Genomic DNA, 22,227 nt, shown 5'->3' with positions numbered 1-22,227 from the left:
AAAGAGCGGCCCCCGGGCCGCCCTCGCATCCACCGGCAGCAAGAATCACACCGCTTCCGCCTCGATCCGCTGCGCAATCTCCGGCCTGGTCGGCCGCAGCGCCTCCGTCAGTTCCGAAATCGACGACCCGCAGCCGAACACCAGCACGTCGCCGGGCTGGCACAGCGACAAACCCTTGCGGATCGCGCGGTGCACGTCCAGCTCGCAGGACAGCTTGTCCTGGGCAACGCGGCCCAGGCGCGCACCCTGCACCAGCAAAGCGGCCACTTCGCCCTCGGAGCGGCCGCGGTTCTCGGTCTCGTATACGACCAGCTCGTCGAAGCCGGCGGCGCAGGTGCGGCCGACGTCGACCAGGTCGGCGTCGCGGCGGTCGCCCGGGGCGGCGACCACGCCGACCACCCGGCCCGGCGTCATGGCGCGCGCCGTTTCCGACAGCGCGGCGTAGGCAGCGCAGTTGTGGGCGTAGTCGACGATGACGGTCACGCCGTCGACGTCGAACACGTTCGAGCGCAACGGGTTGTGCTTGCTGTCCGAGACGAAGCTGCGCATGCCGGCCACGATCTCGGCGTTGCCGAAGCCGCTCGCGGCCAGGGCGGCGGTCGCGGCCAGGGCGTTGGCGATGTTGTAGCGCGCGCAGCCGTTCAGCGAGACCGGCATCTGGCGCACGTCCACCAGGGCTTCATGGCGCGCGCCGGTCGCCAGCACGACGGTGTTGTCTTCCAGGTAGACGCCGCGGCCGCCGCGCTCCAGGTGGCGCAGGAGGACCGGGTTGTCTTCATCTAGCGCGAAGTACAGGACTTCGACGTTCTCCGCCAGGTCCCTGGCCATGGCCACGCAGTAATCGTCTTCGGCATTCAGTACCACCGCGCGCGAAGCACGCTGGGCGACGACCGCTTTCACGCGCGCCAGGTCCTCGATGGTCTCGACGCCGTCCAGGCCCAGGTGGTCGGAGGAGACGTTCAGCACCACCGAGACGTCGCAGCGGTCATAGGCAAGGCCGCGTTTCAGAATGCCGCCGCGCGCCGTTTCCAGCACGGCAAAGTCGACTTCCGGGGAAGTGAGCAGGCTGCGTGCCGAGCGGTAGCCGGTGCAGTCGCCCTTCATGGTCAGCTGGCCGTCGATGTAGACGCCCTCGGTAGTGGTGACGCCGGTGCGCAGGCCCGACAGGCGGGCGGCGTGCGCGATCAGCAGCGAGGTCGTGGTCTTGCCGTTGGTGCCGGTGATGGCAACCACGGGGATGCGGCCGTCGCTGTCGCCGAACAGGGCCTCGACGATCGCCGCGCCGGCGTCGCGCGGGGTGCCTCGGCTCGGGTACTGGTGCATACGGATGCCCGGGGCGGCATTGACTTCGATGATGCCGCCTTTCTGTTCGCGCAGCGGCTGCGAGATGTCCTGGCAGATCACGTCGATGCCGGCGACATCGAGGCCGATGGTGCGCGCGGCGCGGATGCAGATCTCGCGAGTCTCTTCGGGCAGCAGGTCGGTCACGTCTTCGGCGGTGCCGCCGGTCGACAGGTTGGCGTTGCCGCGCAGGTCGACGCTGACGCCGCCTGGTACGATCGAATCGAAGCCATAGCCCTGTTTCGCGAGCGTGGAAGCCGCCAGGTCATCCAGCGGGATCTTGGTAAGAATATTCGTGTGGCCTTCGCCGCGCGCCGGGTTGCGGTTCTCGACCTCGACCAGTTCGCGCACGGTGGATTTGCCGTCGCCGGTCACGCAGGGCGGACGGCGCCAGGAAGCCGCGGCGATCTTGTTGCCGGTGACCAGCACGCGGTAGTCGCGCCCTTCGAGGAATTCCTCGACGATCACGTAGCGGCCGTACTTGCGGGCGTGCTCGAAGGCGCGCTCGACTTCCTCCGGCGTGGTGCAGGTGGTGGTGACGCCCTTGCCCTGGTTGGCGTCGAGCGGCTTGATGGTGGCCGGGCCGCCCAGGCGGCGCGCCACGCGCTGGGCGTCCGCCAGCGTGGTGACGGTGGAGCCGCCCGGGACCGGCACGCCGGCCTGCTCGAGCAGGGTCTTGGTCAGCTGCTTGTCGCTGGCGATGCCGACCGCGATCGAGTTGGTGGCGCCGGTGATGGTCGCCTGCAGGCGCTTCTGCTTCGAGCCCCAGCCGAGCTGGAACAGGTTTGCTTCGTCGGTGATGCGCAGGCTGGGGATGCCGCGCTTGAGCGCCGCGTTGACCACGGCGCCGGTACTGGTGCCGATCGCATAATCCTCGGCCGTTTCATGGAGCGCATCGACGGCCCGGGCGAGATCGAAGTCTTCGCCGCGCGCGACGGCCTTGATCAGATCGAGTGCCGTGTCGAAGGCGAGGCGTGCCACCTGTTCGGTACGGTAGCCGCAGACGGCGCGCCGGACCTCGGTTTTGCGCGGCACGTCCAGGGTCTGGCTGAAATCGGCCGGGGCGCCGGCCAGGCGCTGGAGTTCCATCACGACTGGTTCAAGCGCCTGCGCGGCATTCTGAATGCCGGCCAGGCGCGCCGCTACTTCGGGCGACAGCTCCGGCAGCAGTGCCAGCAGACGCGCGCCGAACCCGGGCGCAAGGTCGAGACCGGCCGGATCGGCGACCGCCATCAGGCAAGGTGCGGCGCTGTACAGATTCGGGCCGCGCAGGAAGCGTTGTTCGAGAATTCTCATGAGATCGGGTTCCGTTTCGTTACATTTTCCAAGAAATCGCGCAGCGAGGGCGACATCGGCTTGGTCAGCGGTTCGTCGTCCGTCGGCAGGTAAAAGCGGCTGCCGGCCGGCAGCAGGTGCAGGCGCACGTCGATCAGTTCAGGCGTGTCGCGCTCCTGGATGTCGGCCATGTTGGTGTCCATCGTGCGGCCGTCGACCACCGTGACCGAGCCTTCGCCCAGCACCTCGATGCCGCGTCCGCGCTCGACCACGAGGGCCGTGTCCTCGTCGATCCCGATGCCCTGCAAATACGGGTTCTGCGCCACCACCGACAGGAGCCGCGACAGGCGCTGGCGCTCCGAAAAATGCTGGTCGATGACGACGCGGTGCAGGAAGCCGAGTCCGGCCGCGAGGCTGACCGCGCCCTTCTCGGGCAGCAGGTCGGTCTTGCCCTGGGCCAGCATATGGCCCGACATGGCCGAGGCGCCGGCGCTGGTGCCGCCGATGCAGGCGCCGCGTACCTTGAGCGCGGTGTGCATCTCGGCGTCGAGTGCAGTGCCGCCGATGATGGCCAGCAGGCGCTTCTGGTCGCCGCCGGTCATGAAGATGCCGTCGGCCTCGGCCACCATGCGCACCTTGGCTTCGTCGTTCGCGTCCTGGCGGCTCGCCAGCGGCAGGTGGAAGCGCTGGCGGACGCCAAGGTCGCCGAAGGCCTGGTCGTACTGGTCCCACATCTCTTCGGCGATCTGGCTGGCGGCGGTGATGACGACGATGCGGGCATTCTCCCCGCCCGCCAGTTCGACGAAGCGGGCCAGGATTTCCTTGCCGTGCTTGCGGTCCTCGTGGCCGCCGATGATGACGAGGTGGCCGTGCGATGCGGTGTGGTGTGGTTCGGTTTTCATTGCTGTTCGATCTTCCCAATTGGCATATGCGTGTTGCTGCAGGAGGCAGCTTCCGTTCTGGTGACGCCGATCAGGCCCGTGTCGACGTCCCTGTCGATCAGGTCGATGCCGCGCTGGAGGGCCAGCTGCAGCGGCATGCCCTGTTCGAGATAGCCGTAGACGGTGCGCGCCAGCATGTGGCGCACGATGTGCTCGCCGACGCCGGTGGCGGCGATCGCGCCCAGCGGCCCGGCATAGAAGCCGCTGCCCATGACGGCGGTATCGCCGACCCGTCCCAGCAGGGAAGGGGCCGAGCCGCCGGTCGAACCGGCCACGGCGAAGTGGCCGTCCGGCCCGCGCACGACGGCGCCGACCGTGTCGTGCGCGGCGCTCGGCGGCAGTTGCAGCGGGGTCTTGTAATTCCAGAAGCGCTCGAACATGCGGTTGTCGATGCCGGGCATGGCGGGCACCGAGCCGGCCAGCTCCTTCAGCAGCTTCTGGTGTTTGTCGCGCTGGCTGGCGCGGATGGGCTGCGCGCGCTCCAGTCCGAGGGCGCGCGCGAGGCGGTCGGCGCCTTCGCCGGCCAGGAAGACGTGCGGCGTGTCGGCCACTGCGCGCGCCAGCAGGACCGGGTTGCGCACGTCGCGCACGCCGGCGACGGCGGCCAGGCGGCCGCGGGTGTCCATGATCGAGGCGTCCATTTCGATGGTGGCGCCGTCCAGGCACAGCACCGAACCGGTGCCGGCATTGAAACGTTCGTCTTCTTCGAGCACCAGGACCGCGGCGATGGCGGCGTCGAGGGCGTCGCCCGTCTCCAGCAGTTTGCTGCGCGCCTGCTGCGCAGCACGCTCGCAGCCGTCGGCGAACTCCAGCGGTTCGCCCGCGCCGCCGTGGACGACGATGGCGAATCCTTGTTCCTTGTTGCTCAAAATGTCTTCCTCTCTGTTGTTGCCTTCACGCTTGTGGCGCTTGGCAGATCTAAGAGAGAATTATAAAAACGCTAATAGAAAACACCTATCGGTAGCGCCGCCGTGACAATGTAAGATCAAACTTACAACGAAGACAACATTTCTATAGGAAACGTGCTGGGTGGGAACGCATGGCGCGGGCCAGTTCCTGCGCCACCTGCTGGCGGATCGGCTCCGAAACGTAGCTGCCGATCTCGACACGCGTACCCGGCGACTCAAGCAGGATCAGCTTGCGCCTGCGCGGCAGCGGCGGCTCGATGCGGGTGCGTACCGGGTCGAGCTGGAACTGGCTGCTGCGCCCGGCGTCGATGCGCTCGACGACCAGGGAACCATCCGTCAGCGCGATCCGTTCCACGTCCAGCGCGTGGCGCGCGTAATGCAGCAGGGCCCAGCCGACGGCTGCCATTTCGACGATGGAAAACGCCAGCACGACCCAGATTCCCTGCAGCAGGAAGACCAGGGCGATACCGAAGGATCCGGCGCACAGCAGTGCGTAGGCGCCCGCCGACTGGCGCGGCGTCAGCGAACAGTTGCGTTTCAGGATCCAGGTATGCGCCATGGCGGGCATGTGTGAGTGACACGGATCATTCCATTATAGGAGAGGCTGTATTGACGCGCCGCGCGCGAGGGACCGCAGTTGGGACGTAGCCCTCGCGCAACGGCGCCGATCGAGCCTTCGCCAGGGAAGCTGATTTCTGGTAAGATCTCGCCCCTTCTGAGAAAGGCACACATGACGAATGCTTGCGGCGTCGACTTCGGTACGTCGAATTCCACGGTTGGCTGGATCAAGCCAGGGCAGGACAAGCCGGCGCAGGGGGCAAGCGCGCTGCTGACGCTCGAGGATGGCAAGGCAACGCTGCCGTCGGTGGTGTTCTTTAATGCCGACGACGAAGAGGTGCGCTATGGCCGCGCGGCCCTGGCCGACTACCTGGCCGGCTACGAAGGGCGCCTGATGCGCTCCCTGAAAAGCCTGCTGGGCACGAGCCTGATGGACGGCCAGACCGAAGTGGGCGGGCGGGCGCTGCCGTTCAAGATGCTGCTGGCCCAGTTCATCGGCGAAGTCAAACGCCGCGCCGAGACCGAGGCGGGGCGTGGATTCGAGCGCGCGGTGTTCGGGCGTCCGGTCTTCTTCATCGACGAGAACCCGGCCGCCGACAAGCTGGCCGAGGATACGCTGGCGGAAGTGGCGCGCAGCGTCGGTTTCCGCGAGATCGCCTTCCAGTATGAGCCGATCGCCGCCGCCTTCGACTACGAATCCCAGATCGACCGCGAGGAACTGGTCCTGATCGCCGACATCGGCGGCGGCACCTCCGACTTTTCGCTGGTACGCCTGGGACCGGGCCGCGCCGGCAAGGCCGAGCGCCGCGACGACATCCTCGCCACCGGCGGCGTGCACATCGGCGGCACCGACTTCGACAAATACCTGAGCCTGGCCTCGGTGATGCCGCTGCTGGGTTATCGAAGCGCGCTGCGCTCGGGCGCCGAGATCCCGTCCAGTTATTACTTCAACCTGGCGACCTGGCATACCATCAACCAGGCCTATACGAGGAAGAGCATCGCCCAGCTCGACGACCTGGTGCGCGATGCGCGCGAGCCGGCGAAGCTGGCCCGCCTGCAGGACCTGATCGACGAGCGTGCCGGCCACTGGCTGGCGATGCAGGTCGAGGGCGCGAAGATCGGCTTGTCCTCCCAGCCGCAGGTCGCGCTCGAGCTTGACCGGCTGGCGCCGCCGGAGACCCTGATGATCGAACGCGCGAGCTTCGAGGCCGCGATTGGCCAGCTGCTCGACGCGATCGACGCCACCGTGCTGCGCCTGCTGGACGATGCAGGTATCGGGGCCGGCGAGGTCGACACCGTGTTCTTCACCGGCGGCTCCAGCGGCGTGGGCCTGCTGCGCGAACGGATCGGCGCGCTGCTGCCCGGCGCACGCAAGGTCGAGGGCGACCTGTTCGGCAGCATCGGCGCCGGCCTGGCGCTGGACGCGCAGCGCAAATTCGGCTAAAAGGATCGCATGTCCATATTTGAACGCCCCATCGTGATGCTCGACTTCGAGACCACGGGTTTGTCGCCCGCCATGGGCGACCGCATCACCGAGGTCGCGGCTTTACGCATCGTCGGCGGGCAGGTCACCGAGCGCTATGTCTCGCTCGTGAACTGCGGCGCTCGCATCCCGGCTTTTATTACGGGTCTCACCGGTATCACCCAGGAGATGGTCGATTCGGCGCCGCCCGCGCGCCAGGTGGTGCCGGAACTGCTCGACTTCATCGGCGGCGATACGCTGTCGGCCCATAACGCCAGCTTCGACGAGAAGTTCCTGGTGGCCGAAGCCGAGCGCCTCGGCCGCGGCTGCGGCCACGATGGCCTGGTCTGCTCTTTAAAGCTGTCGCGCCGCGTGTTCCCCGGCATGCCGAGCTATAAACTGGGCACGCTCTCGCGCCAGCTCGGCATCGCTTTCCGCAGTGCGGCCCACCGCGCCGAGGCCGATGCCGAAGTCGCGGCCGAAGTGCTGATCCATATCGGGCGCCACATCGGCAGCTCCTACGGGCTGCCCCAGGTCGCGCCGGACCTGCTGGTGTCGATCAACAAGCTGGCAGCAAACAAGGTGCCGACCTGGCTCGGTAAATACGCTGCAGAAAAAAAGACGCGCTAGTTGTTCCGTAGTTGCCTTGTGCGCATTACAATGCCGCCATCATGATGCGCCGCCGCCTTGTCCATGTAATGCTTTCGCTGCTACTGCTGGTCTCCCAGCAGATGGCGTTCGCGCATGCGATGTCGCACTGGACCGGCAAGCTCGCCTCCACCCATCCGAACGCGGCGTTCGTCAAGCTCGACAGCGACAACGACCTCTCCAGCGCCGTGGCAGGGGACCGCAGCTGCAGCGAGTGCCTCGCCTTTGCCCAGATGGCGAGCGCGATCGGCAGCACGCCGCGCCAGTTCGCACCGCTCGACCTGCAGACCGAACGCATCATCGCGCTCACCACCACCGAGCGCACCCCGCGCACCGTCTGCGTTTTCCATTCGCGCGCGCCGCCTTCCTTCGTCTAGAGACCCGTTTTACCGAGTGGCCTTCCTGCCCGTGCCGGAAGCTGCCCCGCATTCTCTATTTGAAAGAAGGAACACGATGTTCAAACACTCCGTCATGACGGTGGCGATCGCCGCCGCCTTTGCATTGCCCCTGTCCGCCGGCGCCGCCGAGAGCCCCGAGCTGGCCGCCATCCGTGCCCAGATCCAGGAAATGAAACAAAGCTATGAGGCGCGCCTGCAGGCGCTGGAGCAGCGCCTGCAGGATGCGCAGGCGGCCGTGGCCGAAGCGCAGAACGCGGCAGCCAGCGCCCAGCAGGCCAATATGTCGCCCGCACCGGCCGCGCCGGCTCCGGCCGCGCCGACGACGGCCGCGGCCGGCGACAACAGCTTCAATCCGAGCATTTCCCTGGTCCTGGGCGGCACCTTCTCCAACCTGTCGCAGGATCCGAGTACCTACCGTTTCGGCGGCTTCATGCCGCCGGCGGGCGAGGTCGGTCCGGGCAGCCGCAGCTTCAACCTGGGCGAGTCCGAACTGACGATGGCGGCGAATATCGACCCGATGTTCGCGGGCCAGCTGACTTTCGCCCTGACCGGCGAGAACGAGGCCGAGGTCGAGGAAGCGTTCGTGCGCACCCGCGAACTGGGCGGCGGCATGAACGTCAAGGCGGGCCGCTTCCTGTCCGGGGTCGGCTACCTGAACGCCCAGCACAGCCACACCTGGGACTTCGTCGACGCGCCGCTGGCCTACCAGGCCTTCTTCGGCGGCCAGTACAAGCCGGACGGCGTGCAGGTGCGCTGGCTCGCGCCGTTCAACACCTTCCTCGAGGTCGGCGCGGAGGTGGGCAGCGGGCGCAGCTTCCCCGGCAACGACCGCAACAAGAACGGCTTCAACGCCACCAGCGTGTTCGCGCACGCGGGCGACGACATCGGCGACTCCGCCAGCTGGCGCGCGGGCCTGTCGTACCTGCGCACCGGCGCGGCCGACCGCGCCTACGAGTTCGACGGCATCCCGAACGCCTTCAGCGGCAAGTCCAGCATCTGGATGGCGGACGCCGTCTACAAATGGGCGCCGAACGGCAATCCGACCCGGACCAATTTCAAGCTGCAGGGCGAATACATGCGGCGCAAGGAAAGCGGCACGCTGGCCGCGGGAGAACTGGCCGACGCCTACGCGAGCACCCAGTCCGGCTGGTACCTGCAGGGCGTGTACCAGTTCATGCCGAACTGGCGCGCCGGCCTGCGTTATGACCGCCTGTCCTCCGGCAGTCCCTTCATCGGCCTGGTCGACAGCGGCGCGCTCGGCATGGACGCGTTCCCGGCGCTGGCCATCTACAAGCCAAAGCGTTCGAGCGTGATGCTCGACTGGAGTCCCTCGGAATTCTCGCGCCTGCGCCTCCAGTTCGCGCGCGACGAAGCGCGTCCGGGCCAGACCGACAACCAGGTCTACCTGCAATACATCATGAGCCTGGGCGCCCACGCCGGCCATACCTTCTAAGGAGAGCAGCATGAGAACCCTGACAAAATCCGTATCGAACAAACTGCTGGCCGCCGGCGCGCTGGCCTTGTCCCTTGCACTGCCTGCGCAGGCGGCAATCAACGTCCTGACCTGCGAACCGGAATGGGCGGCGCTGACCACGGAACTGGCCGGCGACAAGGCCAGCGTCTCGAGCGCGACCAATGCGCTGCAGGATCCGCACCGGGTCGAAGCGCGTCCGGGCCTGATCGCGCGCACCCGCAATGCCGACCTGCTGGTGTGCACCGGCCTGGATCTGGAAGCGGGCTGGCTGCCGCTGCTGGTGCAGCAGTCGGGCAACGCGAAGATCGCCAAGGGCCAGCCGGGCTACTTCGAAGCCGGCAGCTTCGTCCCGCGCCTGGACGTGCCGGCCAAACTCGATCGCGCCGAAGGCGACGTCCATGCCTTCGGCAACCCGCACGTGCACCTGAACCCGCACAACATCGCCCTGATCAGCGCCCAGCTGGCCAAGCGCCTGGCCGCCATCGACCCGGCGAATGCCGCGTACTATGCCGCGCGCCAGGCCGATTTCGCCGGCCGCTGGTCGCAGGCCATGCGCAAATGGGAAACCCAGGCGGCGCCTTTGCGCGGACTGACCCTGGTCGAACACCACCGCAACATGGAATACCTGATGAGCTGGCTCGGCATGCGCCAGGTCGGCACGCTGGAACCGAAACCGGGCGTCGAGCCGAGTGCGGCCCAGCTGGGCCAGCTGCTGGCCCAGCTCCAGCAGCAGCCGGCCAAACTGGTGCTGCGCGCGGCCTACCAGGACGAGCGGGCCTCGAACTGGCTGTCGCAGCGGGCCCACATCCCGGCGGTCGTGGTTCCGTTTACGGTCGGCGCCGACAAGGAAAGCGGTGACCTGTTCGCGCTGTTCGACACCACGGTGCAACGTCTGACGCAGGCAGTGAAGTAACGTGCAAAACTTCGCCCAACACGTCGATTTCCTGATCGTCCTCCCGGCCTTCGTTGCCGGCCTGCTGGTCCTCGCGACCCACATTCCGCTCGGCGCCCAGGTGCTCAAGCGCGGCATCGTCTTCATCGACCTGGCGATCGCCCAGATCGCCGCGCTTGGCGTGATCGTCGCCAGCGCGGCGGACTTCGACCCGCACGGCTGGACCATCCAGGTCGCGGCCGGGGTGGCGGCGGTGCTCGGCGCCTTGCTCCTGACCTGGACCGAGAAGCGCTGGCCCGAGGTCCAGGAAGCACAGATCGGCGTGCTGTTCGTGCTGGCCGCAACCGCCGGCCTGCTGCTGCTCGCACATAATCCGCACGGCGGCGAGCACCTGCAGGACCTGCTGGCCGGCCAGATCCTCTGGGTCAGCTACGACCAGCTGGCGATGCCGGCGCTCGGCGCGGTGCTGATCCTCGCCTTGTTGGCGGCCTTTCGCAACCGTCTCGGGCGGCTCGGCTTCTACCTGGTGTTCGCGCTGGCCGTGACGGCCTCGGTGCAGCTGGTCGGCGTCTACCTGGTGTTCGCCAGCCTGATCGTGCCGAGCCTGGCGGTGCGCCATTATCGCGAGTCGCGCAAGCTGCCCTTCGCCTACCTGGTCGGCGTCGGCGGCTACGCAATCGGCCTGGTGCTGTCGGTCATCCTCGACCTGCCGTCGGGTGCCCTGATCGTCTGGTGCCTGGCGCTGCTGGCGATGCTGGTCTACGGGCTTGGACCGAACCGTTCGTCGCTGTCCTGAAGCCAGGCAGGCCTCGACTGAAACCCGCCGCGCGCACGCCCGGCGGGTTTTTTTATGGGGCGCGCACGGGCACGATTGTGCCCGGTCAAACCCGCGCAGGGTCGCTTTCATTAAAATTTTGTTAATACAAATGAGGCCGCTTGCCACAGGCATTGGCCAACCGAACGCGGCTGACGTTTGTCCAGACGGGGATTCGCATGAACCAGAAGCTCCAGAACGAGAGCCACCAGACCTATCTGTGGTTCCGCGACGCCGCCGAGCGCGGCAATGCGTACGCGCAGTTCAACCTGGGCCTGATGTACAAGAAGGGCAGCGGCGTCGAACGCGACGACACCAGCGCCGTGCACTGGCTGCGCCTGGCGGCGGGCCAGGGCCTGGCCTTTGCCCAGAACCACCTGGGCGCCATGTACTACCACGGACGCGGCGTCGAGCGCTGCGACCTCGAGGCCGCGCGCTGGTTCCGCCGGGCCGCCGAACAGGGCGACGCCTCGGCCCAGCAGAACCTGGGCCACATGTTCCGCCAGGGGCGCGGCATGGCGGTCGATCCCGAGCGCGCCCTGTCCTGGTATTACCGCGCCGCCGAGCAGGGCATGGCCGGCGCCCAGAACCAGCTCGGCGAATGCTATCTCGAGGGCGTCGGGGCGGCCGTCAATTACCCGCTGGCGATGGCCTGGTTTCGCAAGGCCGCCTTGCAGGGCGAGGCCGCGGCCCAGCTGAACCTCGGCCTGATGTACCAGCGCGGGCAGGGCGTGGACGCCAGCGCCAGCCAGGCCCTGTTCTGGTTCCGCAAGGCTGCCGCCGCCGGCGACCGCGGCGCCCAGCGCGAACTCGGCATCGCCTACGCCGAAGGGCAGGGCGTGCGGCTCGATGCGCGCCGCGCCTGCGCCTGGCTGCAGCGGGCGGCCGAACATGGCGACCGCGAAGCGCAGTTCCTGTTCGCGACCATGTGCGTCAACGGCAGGGGCGTCGAGCGCGACGAAGCGCGCGCCCTCGAGTGGTATGCGCGCGCGGCCCAGGGCGGGCACATGGCGGCGCAGTACAACCTGGCCAATATGTATGCGCATGGGCGCGGCACCGCGCGCGACCCGGCACGCGCGTTCGACTGGTACCGCCGGGCTGCCGAGCAGGGCGCGCCGAACGCCCAGTTCAACCTCGGCGTCATCTACGCCAACGGCCAGGGCGTCGACAAGGACGAGGTGCGCGCCGCCTACTGGTATCGCCTGGCCGCCGAGCAGGGCGACGCCAGCGCCCAGAACAACCTGGGCGTGATGTACGCCAGTGGGCAGGGCGTGCCCCATGACGACAAGCAGGCCGTCTACTGGTACGAGCAGGCGGCCGAGCAGGGGCATGCGCTGGCCCAGTACAACCTGGGCGGCATGGTCGGCAGCGGCCTGGGTGTGGCGCGCGACCCGGTGCGCGCCTACATGTGGATGCTGCTGGCGGCCGAGGGCGGCGACAGCGCGGCCAACGTCAACAAGACCATCGTCGCCCGGCGCCTGAGTCCCGCGGAAATCGGCTGGGCGATCGACCTGTCGCACAAGTGGCAGCTGAGCCATCGCGAGGTGCTGGCGAAACGCGACACCGGGTAACACACTGGCGTTTTCCGCCGCGCCGGGCCGCCCGACATGCTCTGCTGGTCGGCCGCACACGCGTCGGGGCGCCTGTATGTACGGGGCAAACGCCGGGTCGCTTCCTGTCGGGTTTCGCGTTATGATTCTTTTCGGCACTCCGCCTTCCTTCCACCGTTTCGAGAAGAATATGCACATGAGACATGCAACCCTGGCCGTCGCCCTGATGACGGTCTTTGGCGCTACGCAGGCAGCCGACCCGGCCACCTGCGCGGCGGGTTCCGCGCTGACCTATCCGGTCACGGCAAAGGTCGCCCAGACCGACAACTACCACGGCACCACGGTGGCCGACCCTTACCGCTGGCTGGAAGACGCGAACAGCGCCGAGACCAAGGGATGGGTCGATGCCCAGAACGCGGTCACGCAAGCGTATCTCGGCCAGATCCCGCAGCGCGAAGCGATCCGCCAGCGCCTGACGAAGCTGTGGAACTACGAGCGCTATTCGGTGCCGTCGAAAGAGGGCGGCCGCTACTTCTACAGCCGCAACGACGGCCTGCAGAACCAGTCGGTGCTGTACACGATGAAGAAGCTGGGCGACACGCCGCGCATGCTGCTCGACCCGAACACGCTGGCGGCGGACGGCACGGTGGCCCTGGCCGGCGTCGAAGTCAGCCCGGACGGCAAACTGCTGGCCTACGGCACCGCCGCCTCGGGTTCCGACTGGAACGAATGGAAGGTGCGCGATATCGAGACCGGCAAGGATCTGGACGACCACCTGAAGTGGGTCAAGTTCTCGCAGACCGCCTGGACCAAAGACGGCAAGGGTTTCTTCTACAGCCGCTACGACGAGCCGGAAGAAGCGACGAAACTGGCCGGCGTGAACTACTTCCAGAAGCTGTACTTCCACAAGATCGGCACCCCGCAAAGCGCCGACATCCTGGTCTACGACCGTCCGGACGAAAAGGAATGGGGCTTCCGCGCCCAGACCACCGACGACGGCAAATACCTGCTGATCACGGCGACCAAGGGCACGGCGCATAAATACCGGGTCTTCATCAAGGACCTGACGAAGGCCGATTCGAAAGTCCTGCCGCTGGTCGACAACTTCGACGCCGCCTGGGACTTCGTCGACAACGTCGGCCCGACCTTCTATTTCAGCACCGACAGCAAGGCCCCGCGCCAGCGCATCGTCGCCATCGACGTCAACAAGCCGGACGAGAAAAACTGGAAAGAGATCGTCGCGGAATCGGGCGACACGCTGTCGAACGCCCACATCATCGGCAATCGCCTGATTACGGAGAACCTGAAGGATGCGCGCAGCGTCGTGCGCGTGCACACGCTCGAGGGCAAACTGGTGCGCGAGATCGCGCTGCCGGGCATCGGTTCGGTATCGGGCTTCACGGGCAAGCGCGGCGACACGGAGACCTTCTTCTCCTTCACCAGCTTCACCACCCCGACGACGATCTACCGCCTCGACATGAAGAGCGGCAAGACCAGCGTGTTCCGCCAGCCGAAGGTCGACTTTGACCCGAACGCCTATGAAACGCGCCAGCAGTTCTATACCAGCCGCGACGGCACCAAAGTGCCGATGTTCATCGTCTCGAAGAAGGGCATCAAACTCGACGGCAGCAACCCGACCTACCTGTATGGCTACGGCGGCTTCAACATCTCGATGCTGCCGGGCTTCTCCCCGGCCAACCTGGCGTGGATGGAAATGGGCGGCGTCTACGTCGTCGCCAACCTGCGCGGCGGCGGCGAGTACGGCGAAGCCTGGCACAATGCGGGCACGAAGCTCCAGAAGCAGAACGTGTTCGACGACTTCATCGGCGCGGCCGAGTGGCTGGTGGCGAACAAGGTGACCTCGCCGTCGAAACTGGCGATCGGCGGCGGCAGCAACGGCGGCCTGCTGGTGGGCGCGGCCATGACCCAGCGTCCGGACCTGTTCGGCGCGGCGATCCCGATGGTGGGCGTGATGGACATGCTGCGCTTCCACAAGTTCACGATCGGCTGGGCCTGGACCTCGGACTACGGTTCGGCGGACAACGCGGACGAGTTCAAGGCGCTGGTGAAGTATTCGCCGCTGCACAACCTGAAGCCGGGCACGCAGTATCCGGCCACGATGGTGACCACGGCCGACCACGACGACCGCGTGGTGCCGGCGCACAGCTTCAAGTTCGCCGCCACGGCGCAGGCGGCGCAGGCGGGCTGCAACCCGATCATCATCCGCATCGATACCAAGGCCGGGCATGGCGCCGGCAAGCCGACGGCCAAGCAGATCGAGGAAGTGGCGGATCGCTGGGGTTTCCTGACGAAGGCCTTGAAGATGTAAACGCAACAAGCGGCTCGCGGGCCGCTTGAGTGAGGAATGAAACGGGCCGGTGGAATCGTGGGATTCGACCGGCCCGTTGCTATTTAATGCAAGTCTGCTCAACCGACCGAACGCGTGGGCACTGCCCACCCTACGTTACGCAGCCGTTATCGATAAATAGCACCCGAACCGTAGCGCACCGTAGTCCGTAGGGTGGGCACTCCGTGCCCACGCGGTACGGCGCCCGCACCGCGATCACATCGAAAACTAGTCTCCCTCCTACCGGTGCACCACCACCAGCAAAGCCTTCGCCTCCGTCTTCCCCACATTCCTGACGATATGGTCCTGGTCCGCCGGATACCGCGCCGTCCCGCCGGCCTTGACCTTGCGCTTCGACGTCCCTACCTCGACCTCGAGCGTCCCGTTAATCACCGTCATATGCTCCTTGGTCCCCGGATCGTGCGCCTGCGAGGCCAGTTCGCCGCCCGGCGCCAGGGTCAGCTCGTACCATTCGTACTGCCCGGCCAGCTCCATCGGCCCCAGGATGCGCAGGGTATAGCCCGCGTGGGCGCCCGGCAGGGTCGGGGTTTCGTGCGCGTCCAGCACCCGGATCGCCTCGACCTCGCGCGTTTCCGAGGACAGCAGTTCGCCGATCTGCACGCCTAGCGCGTTGGCAAGACGCCAGGTGATGGCGATGGTAGGATTCGCTTTTTCACGCTCGATCTGCGACAGCATCGACTTCGACACGCCGGCGATGCGCGACAGGTCCTCCAGCGTGAGACCGCGCGCCAGGCGCAGGCGCTGCAGGGTGGCGCCGACTTCGGGCGGGGCGTTGTTGGTCGGGACCAGGGTTTTCATTGTCGGGACAGCTCTAGTAGTGGTGAAATTGCCGGACCTTGCCAAGTTCAACAGGCCGGCGTAATATTCATTATATTGAATTTCAGTTCGAGATACCGAAAACGCGACGGCCCAGTAAATATGCGGGGCAACCGAAGAACGGTACAGCATAGTCCAACCGCCGGTCAAGCCGGCATCCACAGACGAGGTAAGCAGATGAGCGAGCAAGCGAAAAACGCTTTTTACACTGGGCTGCAGCAGAACCTGTCCACCCTGCGCGAGCAGGGCCTGTTCAAGCCGGAGCGCGTGCTCGCCTCGCGCCAGGGCGCGCAGGTTCAGTCCGAAGACGGCCGCACCCTGATCAATATGTGCGCGAACAACTACCTCGGCCTGTCGGGCGACCTGGAAACGCAGAAGGCAGCCGAAGAAGCACTCAAGAAGTACGGCTACGGCCTGTCCTCCGTGCGCTTCATCTGCGGCACGCAAACCGTGCACAAGGAACTCGAGCGCAAGCTGTCCGAATTCCTCGGCACCGAAGACACCATCCTGTACGCGGCCGCTTTTGACGCCAACGGCGGCGTGTTCGAGCCGCTGTTCGACGAGAACGACGCCATCATCTCGGACGCCCTGAACCACGCTTCCCTCATCGACGGCATCCGCCTGTGCAAGGCGGCGCGCTACCGCTACGCCAACAACGACATGGCCGACCTCGAAGCCCAGCTGCAGGCCGCGACCGCCGCCGGCAAGCGCCACAAGGTAATCGTCACCGACGGCGCCTTCTCGATGGACGGCACGATCGCCCAGCTCGATAAAATCTGCGACCTGGCCGACAAGTACGGCGCCCTGACCCTGATCGACGAATCGCACGCTTCCGGCTTCCTGGGCGCGACCGGCCGCGGCACGCACGAGCACTGCGGCGTGATGGGCCGGATCGACATCATCACCGGCACCCTGGGCAAGGCCCTGGGCGGTGCGATGGGCGGTTTTACCTCGGGCCGCAAGGAAGTCATCGAAACCCTGCGCCAGAAGTCGCGTCCCTACCTGTTCTCGAATACGCTGGCGCCGATGATCGCCGGCGCCTCGCTGTCGGTGCTGGACCGGATCTCGAAGTCGACCGAGCTGCGCGACCGCCTGCACGAGAACACCGCTTACTTCCGCAAGGAGATCGAGCGCATCGGCTTCACCATCAAGCCGGGCACCCACCCGGTGGTGCCGGTGATGCTGTTCGATGCGCCGGTGGCGCAGAAATTCGCGGCGCGCATGTTCGAACTGGGCGTGCTGCTGTCGGGCTTCTTCTATCCGGTGGTGCCGATGGGGCAGGCGCGCGTGCGCGTCCAGCTGTCGGCGGCGCACACCCGCGAACAGCTCGACACCGTATTGAAGGCCTTCGAGCAGGCCGGCCGCGAACTCGGCATCCTCAAGAATAATTAATCGAACACTCTGGGAACACACATGGAACGCATCCTCATCATCGGCGCCAACGGACAGATCGGCAGCGAACTGGTCTCCGCACTGGCGGAGCAGCACGGCGCCGCCAACGTCCTCGCCACCGACATCGGCGCCAACAACGTCTACGGCGCCGCGCGCTATGCCCAGCTCGACGTGCTGGACAAGGCGCGCCTGATGTCGCTGGTCGAGGAAGAGGGCGTGACCCAGGTCTACCAGCTGGCGGCGCTGCTGTCGGCCACCGGCGAACAGGCGCCCCTGAAGGCCTGGACCCTGAACATGGATGGTCTGCTCAACATCCTGGAAGTGGCGCGCGCGCGGCTGGAAGCCGGCAAGCCCCTCAAGGTGTTCTGGCCTTCGTCGATCGCGGCCTTCGGCCCGAACACGCCGAGCGAGAACACGCCGCAGTACACGGTGATGGACCCGACCACGATCTACGGCATCAGCAAGCTGGCCGGCGAGCGCCTCTGCGAGTATTACCACACCAAGTATGGCGTGGACGTGCGCAGCATCCGCTACCCGGGCATCATCAGTTTCAAATCGCCTCCGGGCGGCGGCACGACCGACTATGCGATCGCGATCTTCCACTCCGCGCTGAAGGGCGAAACCTACGAATGCTTCCTCGGCCCGGAAACGACGCTGCCGATGATCTACATGCCGGACGCGATCCGCGCCACCATCGAACTGATGGATGCGCCGGGCGAGAAGGTCGTGATCCGCTCCTCGTACAACGTGGCCGGCGTCTCGTTCAACCCGCGCGAACTGGCGGCGAGCATCCGCAAGCGCAAGCCTGGTTTCGAGATCGCCTACAAGCCGGACAGCCGCCAGCAGATCGCCGATACCTGGCCGAAGAGCCTGGACGACAGCCGCGCGACCAGCGACTGGGGCTGGAAGGCCCGCGTCGGCATCGAAGAGATGGTGGCCAGCATGCTCGAGAATATCGACGTCGGCGCCACTGCCTGAACACACACAATAATAAAAAATTAAAGAGACAAACAGATGGACATGAGCGTTTTCGATCTGTTCAAGATCGGTATCGGGCCTTCGAGCTCGCATACGGTGGGCCCGATGGTGGCGGCGCGCCGCTTCCTGCTGGAGTGCGGTCCGCTTGACGCCGCGGTTGGCGTCGAGGCCCATTTGTACGGGTCGCTGGCGCTGACCGGCGTCGGCCATGCGACCGACAAGGCGGTCATCCTCGGCCTGATGGGCGAGACGCCGCAGGATATCGATCCGGATACGGTCGAAGATAAACTCGCCGAAGCGGAACTGGACGGCGTGCTGCGCCTGCTGGGAACGAAGGAAGTACCGTTCTCGATGCGCACGGGCCTCGTATGGCACAAGGCCTCCAGCCTGCCCGAGCACCCGAACGGCATGCGCTTCGTGCTGCAGCTGGCGGACGGCAGCGTCATCGAACGCATCTTCTATTCGGTCGGCGGCGGCTTTATTACCGCAGCCGGCGAAGCGCAGCGCGCGCAGGAACAGGGCGTCGAGCCGGGCGGCGTGCAGGTGCCGTTCCCTTTCGCGACCATGGCCGAGCTGCTGGCCCAGGGCCGCGCGCACAAGCTGTCGATCCCGCACATGCTGCGCGCGAACGAGCTGGCGCGCATGACCGAGCCCGAACTCGACGCGGGCCTGGACCGTATCTGGAGCGTGATGCGCGACTGTATCGCCCACGGCCTGGTCACGAACGGCCAGCTGCCGGGCGGCCTGAACGTCAAACGGCGCGCCGCCACACTGTGGAAGCAGGCGCACTGCATCGAGGGCAAGCGCGTGAACGAACTGCCGCATGACGCGACCCACCAGGTGACGCTGTATGCGATGGCGGTCAACGAAGAAAACGCGGCCGGCGGCCGGGTCGTCACTGCGCCGACCAACGGCGCCGCCGGCATCATCCCGGCGGTGGTCCGCTACTACGCCGAAGACTGCCGTCCGACGGACGCGGTGAAGGGCATCCGCGAATTCCTGCTGACTTCCGCCGCGATCGGCATGCTCTGCAAGCGCAACGCCTCGATCTCGGGCGCCGAAGTCGGCTGCCAGGGCGAAGTCGGCGTCGCCTGCGCGATGGCCGCGGCGGGCCTGGTGGCGGCGCTCGGCGGCAGCAACGAACAGATCGAGAACGCCGCCGAAATCGGCATCGAACACCACCTCGGCATGACCTGCGACCCGATCGGCGGCCTGGTGCAGATCCCCTGCATCGAGCGCAACGGCATGGGCGCGATCAAGGCGATCACGGCGGCCTCGCTGGCGCTGAAGGGCGACGGAACCCATTTCGTCAGCCTGGACAATGCGATTGAGACGATGCGCCAGACGGGGGCGGATATGCAGGTGAAGTACAAGGAGACCTCGCTCGGTGGTCTCGCGATTCATGTGGTGACGGTCAACCACGCCGCGTGTTGAGTAGTGGTATTCCGGCATCGCCGATGTGAATCGGCGGCCGGGTATTCGTTGGCACGTACGCGTGGGCGGTGCCCACCCTACGTTGACCGAGGCGTAACGTAGGGTGGGCACCGCCCACGCGTTCACCCTGCGCGCAGCTGCGGCACTTCCGCGCAGCGCCGCCTGTGCAAAACCCGTCCGCACACAGGATTCTCCGGCTCGCACTATAATAAATGGTCAACGCGAGCCCAACCGGATTATCCCAACATGCAATACGTGTCTACCCGCGCGACCAGCGCGTCCGCTTCCCGCAATCCCGAGTCCTTCTCCTCCATCCTGCTCGGCGGCCTCGCCCCCGACGGTGGCCTGTTCATGCCGGCCGCGTACCCGCGCGTCAGCGGCGAGGAATTGAACGCCTGGCGCAAGCTGCCGTACGCCGAGCTGGCCTACGAAATCCTGCGCAAATTCGCGACCGACATTCCGGAAGCCGACCTGAAGGCGCTGACCGCGAAGACCTATACGCCCGAGGTCTACCGCAACGCGCGCGCCGGAGAGTCGGCGGTCGACATCACGCCGCTGCGCACGCTGGAAGAAGAGGGTGGCCGCAAGCTGGTGCTGCAGGCGCTGTCGAACGGCCCGACCCTGGCCTTCAAGGACATGGCGATGCAGTTGCTGGGCAACCTGTTCGAATACGCGCTGGCGAAGGACGAGGATGAGCTGAACATTTTTGGCGCCACCTCGGGCGACACCGGCAGCGCCGCCGAATACGCGATGCGTGGAAAACGCGGCGTGCGCGTGTTCATGCTGTCGCCCGCCGGGAAGATGAGCCCCTTCCAGACCGCCCAGATGTTCAGCCTGCAGGACCCGAACATCTTCAACATTGCCGTCGAAGGCGTGTTCGACGACTGCCAGGATCTGGTCAAGGCGGTGTCGAACGACCTGTCCTTCAAGGCGCGCCACAAGATCGGCACCGTCAATTCGATCAACTGGGCGCGCGTCGTCGCCCAGGTCGTGTACTACTTCCGCGGCTACCTCGCCGCGACGACCGACAACGCGCAAAAAGTCTCGTTCACGGTCCCGTCGGGGAACTTCGGGAACATCTGCGCCGGCCATATCGCGCGCATGATGGGCCTGCCGATCGACAAGCTGGTGGTCGCGACCAACGAGAACGACGTGCTCGACGAGTTCTTCCGCACCGGCGTCTACCGGGTACGCAAATCGGCCGAGACCTTCCACACCAGCAGCCCGTCGATGGACATCTCGAAAGCTTCGAACTTCGAACGCTTCATCTACGACCTGGTCGGACGCGACAGCGAGCGCACCCACGCGCTGTTCCGCAAGGTCGACACCCACGGGGGCTTCGACCTGTCGGGCGCGCCGGGTGCGGACGGCGACGAATTCAGGCGCGTCGGCGAATACGGCTTCGTGTCGGGCAAATCGACCCACGCCGACCGCCTGGAAACGATCCGCATGGTGGCGGACGATTACGGCATCGTGATCGATACCCACACCGCCGACGGCATCAAGGTCGCGCGCGAACACATGGCGCCCGGCGTGACCATGATCGTGCTGGAGACCGCGCTGGCCGCGAAGTTCAACGAGACCATCCTCGAAGCCCTGGGTACGGATGCCGAGCGTCCTGCCGGCTTCGAGCACATCGAAAGCCTGCCGCAGAAGTTCGTCGTGATGCGTCCGAACGTCGACGAGATGAAGACCTTCATCGCGGCGCACACGGGACTGTGAGCATGAGCGCCACCGAGAAACCGGCGCCGCGCCCGATGCTGTCGGTGCGCGAGGCGCTCGACACGCTGCTGGGCGCCGCCCGTCCCGTACAGGAAACCGAACGGGTGCCGACCCTGGAAGCCAACGGCCGCGTGCTGGCCGAGGACCAGGCGTCGACGATCGATGTGCCCTCGGCCGACAACACTTCGATGGATGGCTATGCGGTGCGTGCGGCCGATTGCGTCAATGGCGGCGCCGTCCTGCGCGTCACCCAGCGCATCCCGGCCGGCCAGGTCGGCGCGCCGCTGGAACCCGGCACCGCGGCGCGCATCTTCACCGGCGCGATGATCCCGGCCGGCGCGGACGCGGTCGTGATGCAGGAACAATGCGAACCGACAGGCGACAGCGTCACCATCCGCCACACCCCGAAGAGCGGCGAATGGATCCGCCGCACGGGCGAGGACATCGCGGCCGGCGCTACCATCCTGGCCGCCGGTACGCGCCTGCGCAGCCAGGAGCTGGGACTGGCCGCCTCGGTCGGCCTGGCCAGCCTGCCGGTGCGCCGGCGCCTGCGGGTGGCCGTCTTCTTTACCGGCGACGAGCTGACCATGCCGGGCGAAGCACCGGGCGGCGTGCTGGCGCCGGGCGCGATCTACAATTCGAACCGTTTTACGCTGCGCGGCCTGCTGGAGAACTTCGGCTGCGTCATCAGCGACTTCGGCATCGTGCCCGATACGCTCGCGGCCACCCGCGCCACGCTGGTCGAGGCGGCGCGCGAGAACGACCTGATCATCACCTCGGGCGGCGTCTCGGTCGGCGAGGAAGACCATATCAAGCCGGCGGTGGAAGCCGAGGGCCAGCTGAACATGTGGCAGATCGCCGTCAAGCCGGGCAAGCCGCTGGCCTTCGGTGAGGTACGGCGGGAAAACGGTCATGCGTTCTTCCTCGGCCTGCCGGGCAACCCGGTGTCGAGCTTCATCACCTTTCTGCTGTTCGTGCGTCCCTTCCTGCTGCGCCTGCAGGGCGTGAGCGGACCGGTGGAACCGCGCGCCTGGCAGCTGCGCGCCGACTTCAGCCTGCCGAAGCCCGACCGCCGCAACGAATTCCTGCGCGCGCGCGTGAATGCCGGCGGCGGCCTCGACCTGTTCCCGAACCAGAGCTCGGGCGTGCTGACCTCGACCGTCTGGGGCGACGGCATCATCGACAATCCACCGGGGCGCATCATCAACGAAGGCGACATCGTGCGCTTCATTCCCTTCGCCGAACTGCAACACTAG

General features: G+C 66.6%; 18 protein-coding genes. 13 read left to right on the top strand and 5 right to left on the bottom strand.

Translation table 11 applies throughout. The annotated features are described in order from the left end of the window. Positions 1-45: 45 nt before the first annotated feature. From cphA to ACI48I_RS17130, 4 genes are all read right to left on the bottom strand, one after another. Positions 46-2,637, bottom strand: coding sequence for a cyanophycin synthetase (gene cphA, locus ACI48I_RS17145; RefSeq protein ID WP_193685938.1), 2,592 nt, complete (start codon positions 2,635-2,637; stop codon positions 46-48). Beyond that, positions 2,634-3,518 carry a cyanophycinase gene (locus tag ACI48I_RS17140; RefSeq protein ID WP_193685937.1) on the bottom strand — a complete coding sequence of 295 codons (885 nt, stop codon included), beginning with the start codon at positions 3,516-3,518 and terminating at the stop codon, positions 2,634-2,636. The genes cphA and ACI48I_RS17140 overlap by 4 nt, the downstream gene beginning before the upstream one ends. After that, positions 3,515-4,426, bottom strand: a complete 912-nt coding sequence (locus tag ACI48I_RS17135) for an isoaspartyl peptidase/L-asparaginase (RefSeq protein WP_498574885.1) — start codon at positions 4,424-4,426, stop codon at positions 3,515-3,517. Before ACI48I_RS17135 ends, ACI48I_RS17140 begins: the two co-directional genes overlap by 4 nt. Positions 4,427-4,568: 142 nt before the next feature. Continuing rightward, positions 4,569-5,024 carry a DUF2244 domain-containing protein gene (locus ACI48I_RS17130; RefSeq protein ID WP_227496469.1) on the bottom strand — a complete coding sequence of 152 codons (456 nt, stop codon included), beginning with the start codon at positions 5,022-5,024 and terminating at the stop codon, positions 4,569-4,571. A gap of 171 nt (positions 5,025-5,195) precedes the next feature. Here ACI48I_RS17130 and ACI48I_RS17125 point away from each other — a divergent pair, with 171 nt between their 5' ends. From ACI48I_RS17125 to ACI48I_RS17090, 8 genes are all read left to right on the top strand, one after another. Then, positions 5,196-6,467 (top strand): Hsp70 family protein, encoded by a 1,272-nt coding sequence (locus tag ACI48I_RS17125; protein WP_498574884.1) that lies wholly within the window; start codon positions 5,196-5,198, stop codon positions 6,465-6,467. A gap of 9 nt (positions 6,468-6,476) precedes the next feature. Continuing rightward, the gene (locus tag ACI48I_RS17120) at positions 6,477-7,115 is read left to right on the top strand and encodes a 3'-5' exonuclease (RefSeq protein ID WP_498574883.1); all 639 of its coding nucleotides are present in this window, start codon (positions 6,477-6,479) and stop codon (positions 7,113-7,115) included. 68 nt (positions 7,116-7,183) lie between these two features. Continuing rightward, positions 7,184-7,510, top strand: a complete 327-nt coding sequence (locus tag ACI48I_RS17115; RefSeq protein ID WP_498574882.1) for a hypothetical protein — start codon at positions 7,184-7,186, stop codon at positions 7,508-7,510. Positions 7,511-7,586: 76 nt separating this feature from the next. Further along, positions 7,587-8,984, top strand: coding sequence for a putative porin (locus tag ACI48I_RS17110; RefSeq protein ID WP_498574881.1), 1,398 nt, complete (start codon positions 7,587-7,589; stop codon positions 8,982-8,984). A 10-nt stretch (positions 8,985-8,994) separates the two neighbouring features. Next, positions 8,995-9,918, top strand: a complete 924-nt coding sequence (locus tag ACI48I_RS17105; protein ID WP_193685930.1) for a metal ABC transporter substrate-binding protein — start codon at positions 8,995-8,997, stop codon at positions 9,916-9,918. Between the two features lies 1 nt (position 9,919). Next, positions 9,920-10,693, top strand: a complete 774-nt coding sequence (locus ACI48I_RS17100) for a metal ABC transporter permease (RefSeq protein WP_498574880.1) — start codon at positions 9,920-9,922, stop codon at positions 10,691-10,693. 197 nt (positions 10,694-10,890) lie between these two features. After that, the gene (locus tag ACI48I_RS17095; RefSeq protein WP_498574879.1) at positions 10,891-12,282 is read left to right on the top strand and encodes a tetratricopeptide repeat protein; all 1,392 of its coding nucleotides are present in this window, start codon (positions 10,891-10,893) and stop codon (positions 12,280-12,282) included. Between the two features lie 169 nt (positions 12,283-12,451). Further along, entirely contained in the window at positions 12,452-14,590 is a 2,139-nt protein-coding gene (locus tag ACI48I_RS17090) for a prolyl oligopeptidase family serine peptidase (RefSeq protein ID WP_498574878.1), read from the top strand. Between the two features lie 258 nt (positions 14,591-14,848). Here ACI48I_RS17090 and ACI48I_RS17085 read toward each other — a convergent pair whose 3' ends face one another. Continuing rightward, the gene (locus ACI48I_RS17085; RefSeq protein ID WP_193685927.1) at positions 14,849-15,427 is read right to left on the bottom strand and encodes a helix-turn-helix domain-containing protein; all 579 of its coding nucleotides are present in this window, start codon (positions 15,425-15,427) and stop codon (positions 14,849-14,851) included. A gap of 195 nt (positions 15,428-15,622) precedes the next feature. Here ACI48I_RS17085 and kbl point away from each other — a divergent pair, with 195 nt between their 5' ends. The 5 genes from kbl to ACI48I_RS17060 all read left to right on the top strand — a co-directional run bounded on the left by kbl (position 15,623) and on the right by ACI48I_RS17060 (position 22,227). Then, positions 15,623-16,837, top strand: coding sequence for a glycine C-acetyltransferase (gene kbl / locus ACI48I_RS17080; RefSeq protein ID WP_193685926.1), 1,215 nt, complete (start codon positions 15,623-15,625; stop codon positions 16,835-16,837). A 21-nt stretch (positions 16,838-16,858) separates the two neighbouring features. Further along, positions 16,859-17,815, top strand: a complete 957-nt coding sequence (locus tag ACI48I_RS17075) for an NAD-dependent epimerase/dehydratase family protein (RefSeq protein WP_193685925.1) — start codon at positions 16,859-16,861, stop codon at positions 17,813-17,815. Positions 17,816-17,851: 36 nt separating this feature from the next. Then, entirely contained in the window at positions 17,852-19,249 is a 1,398-nt protein-coding gene (locus ACI48I_RS17070) for an L-serine ammonia-lyase (protein WP_498574877.1), read from the top strand. Positions 19,250-19,495: 246 nt separating this feature from the next. Further along, a complete protein-coding gene (gene thrC / locus ACI48I_RS17065) occupies positions 19,496-20,971 on the top strand; it encodes a threonine synthase (protein WP_498574876.1) in 1,476 nt (491 codons plus the stop codon). Between the two features lie 2 nt (positions 20,972-20,973). Continuing rightward, positions 20,974-22,227 carry a molybdopterin molybdotransferase MoeA gene (locus ACI48I_RS17060; protein ID WP_227496467.1) on the top strand — a complete coding sequence of 418 codons (1,254 nt, stop codon included), beginning with the start codon at positions 20,974-20,976 and terminating at the stop codon, positions 22,225-22,227.

Source organism: Massilia sp. LXY-5, from assembly GCF_059801075.1.
Note: the sequence above shows the minus strand (reverse complement) of the source record. Positions and strands in the feature narration are given on the sequence as shown.

Bases quoted from the DNA above. Each gene is read 5' to 3' on its own strand.
- ACI48I_RS17070 (WP_498574877.1), top strand. From the start codon at position 17,852: ATGGACATGAGCGTTTTCGATCTGTTCAAGATCGGTATCGGGCCTTCG.
- ACI48I_RS17060 (WP_227496467.1), top strand. From the start codon at position 20,974: ATGAGCGCCACCGAGAAACCGGCGCCGCGCCCGATGCTGTCGGTGCGC.
- ACI48I_RS17105 (WP_193685930.1), top strand. From the start codon at position 8,995: ATGAGAACCCTGACAAAATCCGTATCGAACAAACTGCTGGCCGCCGGC.
- ACI48I_RS17140 (WP_193685937.1), bottom strand. From the start codon at position 3,518: ATGAAAACCGAACCACACCACACCGCATCGCACGGCCACCTCGTCATC.
- ACI48I_RS17085 (WP_193685927.1), bottom strand. From the start codon at position 15,427: ATGAAAACCCTGGTCCCGACCAACAACGCCCCGCCCGAAGTCGGCGCC.
- ACI48I_RS17125 (WP_498574884.1), top strand. From the start codon at position 5,196: ATGACGAATGCTTGCGGCGTCGACTTCGGTACGTCGAATTCCACGGTT.
- cphA (WP_193685938.1), bottom strand. From the start codon at position 2,637: ATGAGAATTCTCGAACAACGCTTCCTGCGCGGCCCGAATCTGTACAGC.
- ACI48I_RS17115 (WP_498574882.1), top strand. From the start codon at position 7,184: ATGCTTTCGCTGCTACTGCTGGTCTCCCAGCAGATGGCGTTCGCGCAT.
- thrC (WP_498574876.1), top strand. From the start codon at position 19,496: ATGCAATACGTGTCTACCCGCGCGACCAGCGCGTCCGCTTCCCGCAAT.
- ACI48I_RS17075 (WP_193685925.1), top strand. From the start codon at position 16,859: ATGGAACGCATCCTCATCATCGGCGCCAACGGACAGATCGGCAGCGAA.
- ACI48I_RS17120 (WP_498574883.1), top strand. From the start codon at position 6,477: ATGTCCATATTTGAACGCCCCATCGTGATGCTCGACTTCGAGACCACG.
- ACI48I_RS17090 (WP_498574878.1), top strand. From the start codon at position 12,452: ATGCACATGAGACATGCAACCCTGGCCGTCGCCCTGATGACGGTCTTT.
- ACI48I_RS17130 (WP_227496469.1), bottom strand. From the start codon at position 5,024: ATGGCGCATACCTGGATCCTGAAACGCAACTGTTCGCTGACGCCGCGC.
- ACI48I_RS17110 (WP_498574881.1), top strand. From the start codon at position 7,587: ATGTTCAAACACTCCGTCATGACGGTGGCGATCGCCGCCGCCTTTGCA.
- kbl (WP_193685926.1), top strand. From the start codon at position 15,623: ATGAGCGAGCAAGCGAAAAACGCTTTTTACACTGGGCTGCAGCAGAAC.
- ACI48I_RS17095 (WP_498574879.1), top strand. From the start codon at position 10,891: ATGAACCAGAAGCTCCAGAACGAGAGCCACCAGACCTATCTGTGGTTC.